Below are 2,896 nucleotides of genomic sequence, written 5' to 3'. Positions count from 1 at the left end.
ACGCTGGCTGGGGAATCGACCAATTGGTCACAGGTCGAAAGCGTCGGTATCTCCTTCCCTACGCTCGCTCGCACTGTGCGGCTTGCAGGTCGCACGGGATGTACACCATGTCCTGGGCCGTCGCCTCCCTCATCGCCCCGCTGATGTCCGGTTTCGTCATCGACCACTGGGGCGCCGCCTGGCTCTGGGGGGTGTGCGCGGTCATCGGGACGGCCGCGGCGGGCGGGTACGCGCTGCTGATGCGCGGGCTGCCCGAGGAGGGCGGGGCGGTGCCCGCCGGGGCGGGGACGGGGGCCGCGTGCGGCGGGACCGGAGCGGGGACCGTGTCCGACAGGGCCGGGGCCGACACCTCGGCCGGGCCCGGTACCGCGGCCGGTGGAGCCGTGTCCCGGGAGGCCGGGGCCGGTGCGGCGGCCGGTGCCGCCCGGGTCTTCGCGGAGGGTTCCTCCGGGGAGCGGTCCTCGGTCGGGGCCTCCGGAGGGGTGCCCACCGACGCGTCCAGCGGTGGCACCCGTAAGGGGAGCCGCCCGTAGCGGACCCGGCGCTCCCGTCCACGCCGGCTGGCCCCGTTTACGCCGGTCCGCGCCGGTCCGCTCCCGTCCGCGCCGACGGGCCCCCTGCGGGATCCCCCGGTGGGGTCCCCCGGCGGGGTCCGCCCCTACGGGTGGGCCGTCGTCACTCCCCCGGCCGCTCGACCAGGTGCCGGAAGGCGTCCAGGTTCCGCGTCGACTCCCCGCGCGAGGTCCGCCACGCGTACTCCTTGCGGATGGCGGACGCGAAGCCCATCTCCAGCAGGGTGTTGAAGGAGCCGTCGGCCGCCTCCAGCACCTGGCCGAGCAGGCGGTCGACCTCCTCGGCGGTGACTGCGGCCAGCGGCAGCTTCGCGGTGACGTAGATGTCGCCGAGCCGGTCGACGGCGTACCCCACGCCGTACAGCCGGAGGTTGCGCTCCAGCAGCCAGCGGTGGACGGCGGCCTCGTTCTCGTCGGGGTGGCGGATGACGAAGGCGTTCAGGGAGAGCGAGTGGCGGCCGATCCGCAGGGAGACCGCGGTCGACAGCTTGCGGATGCCGGGGAGCGAGACGACGAAGGTGCCGGGCTCCGGGCCCTCCCACTCCAGACCGGCGTCCTTCAGCGCGTCCTCGACGGTCCGCGCCGCCCGCTCAGTCTCAGCCTCACCCATGGGCCGAGCGTACGCGACGCCGGTGCGCCTGCACGGCGGCCGTGTACACCTCGGCGGTCGCGGCGGCGGCGGCGCTCCAGCCGAAGCCCCGGGCGTGCCGGGCGGCGGCGTCGCCCATCCGGGGGGTCAGGTCCGGGTCGTCCGCGAAGTCGGCGAGGACGCGGGCGTAGGCGGCCGGGTCATGGCCCTCGACGAGACGGCCGGTGTCCCCGTCCCGCACGGCGACCGGGAGCCCGCCGACCGCGGCGGCCAGCACCGGCGTGCCCGCCGCCTGGGCCTCGATGGCCACCAGGCCGAACGATTCGCTGTACGACGGCATGACCAGCAGGGACGCCGCCCGGAACCAGTCAGCGAGCTGTTCCTGCCCCACCGGCGGGCGGAACCGCACGACGTCCGCGATGCCCAGGCGCGCGGCGAGCTTCTGCAACCCCTCCGGCTTGGCGAGGCCGCTGCCGCTGGGGCCGCCGACGACGGGCACGACGATGCGGGAGCGCAGCTCCGGCCGCTCCCCCAGGAGATGGGCGACGGCGCGCAGCAGGACGTCGGGGGCCTTGAGGGGCTGTATCCGTCCGGCGAAGAGCGGGATCAGCGCGTCCTGCGGCAGTCCGAGCCGGGCGCGGGCGGCGGCCCGGCCGTCGGCGGGGCGGAACCGTTCGAGGTTGACGCCGGGGTGCACGACGGCGACCTTGGCGGGGTCGGCGTCGTAGTGGCGGACGAGTTCGGCGGCCTCCTCGCCGGTGTTGGCGATCAGCCGGTCGGAGGCGGCGACGATCTGGGTCTCGCCGATGACGCGGGCGGCCGGCTCGGGGGTGTCGCCGTCGGCCAGGCTGGCGTTCTTGACGGCGGCCATGGTGTGCATGGCGTGCACCAGGGGGACGCCCCAGCGCTGGGCGGCGAGCCAGCCGACGTGCCCGGAGAGCCAGTAGTGGGAGTGGACGAGGTCGTAGTGGCCGGGGCGGTGCCCGGCCCACGCCTGCATGACCCCGTGGGTGAAGGCGCAGAGCTGGGCCGGCAGCTCCTCCTTGGCCAGCCCCTCGTACGGGCCCGCGTCGACGTGCCGGACGAGGACGCCGGGGGCCAGTTCGACGGTGGGCGGGAGGGCGCCGGTGGTGGCGCGGGTGAAGATCTCCACCTCGATGTTGATCGCGGCGAGGCGCTGGGCCAGCTCGACGATGTAGACGTTCATGCCGCCGGCGTCGCCGGTGCCCGGCTGGTGGAGCGGCGAGGTGTGCACGGAGAGCATCGCGATGCGGCGGGGTCTGCGGTGCAGTCGGAGCCTTGGGGCTGCCACTGGTGACCGACGGCCGAGCCTGCCGACGTACTGGCTCACGACCCGTTTCCTCCTCGCTGCGGGGCATGCCGTGCCGGGCGGAGGACCCCTCTCGTCCTCCACGGGGTGCGAACGCGCGTCGGCGCCGCTCCATTCCGGTTTCCGGGGCTTTGCCGAACCATTACCGCACAATCGATTCCACGTTCGATATTTGCGGTTCCCGGGAAGCCGGGGACGGACCCCCACCCGGCACCCGGCTCCCGGCACCCCGCTACCGGCTCCCGGCTCCCGGCTCCCTCCCGACACGGTCCACCCCGGCAGGTTCGCTCCAGCACGGTCCGCCCCCGCACGGTCCGCCCCGGCACACACGGCCCCCGCGCCTCCGCCCCCGCACGGTCCGCCCCGGCACACACGGCCCCCGCGCCTCCTCACGCCCTGCCTCCC

2 protein-coding genes and 1 pseudogene are annotated in these 2,896 nt (G+C 75.2%); 1 reads left to right on the top strand and 2 read right to left on the bottom strand.

What is annotated here, in order from left to right:
- Positions 1-95 precede the first annotated feature (95 nt).
- Positions 96-533: pseudogene (locus tag GTY84_RS34740) on the top strand (hypothetical protein); the annotation flags it as partial.
- A 142-nt stretch (positions 534-675) separates the two neighbouring features.
- Here GTY84_RS34740 and GTY84_RS25345 read toward each other — a convergent pair.
- Positions 676-1,182 (bottom strand): YbjN domain-containing protein, encoded by a 507-nt coding sequence (locus GTY84_RS25345; RefSeq protein WP_161228717.1) that lies wholly within the window; start codon positions 1,180-1,182, stop codon positions 676-678.
- Positions 1,175-2,512 (bottom strand): D-inositol-3-phosphate glycosyltransferase, encoded by a 1,338-nt coding sequence (gene mshA / locus GTY84_RS25340; protein WP_161228716.1) that lies wholly within the window; start codon positions 2,510-2,512, stop codon positions 1,175-1,177. Before mshA ends, GTY84_RS25345 begins: the two co-directional genes overlap by 8 nt.
- Between the last annotated feature and the right edge of the window lie 384 nt (positions 2,513-2,896).

This window comes from Streptomyces sp. SID8352, assembly GCF_009862265.1.
Lineage (GTDB): Bacteria > Actinomycetota > Actinomycetes > Streptomycetales > Streptomycetaceae > Streptomyces.
The sequence above is the reverse complement of the archived record's forward strand: the minus strand, read 5'-3'. Positions and strand labels throughout refer to the sequence as shown.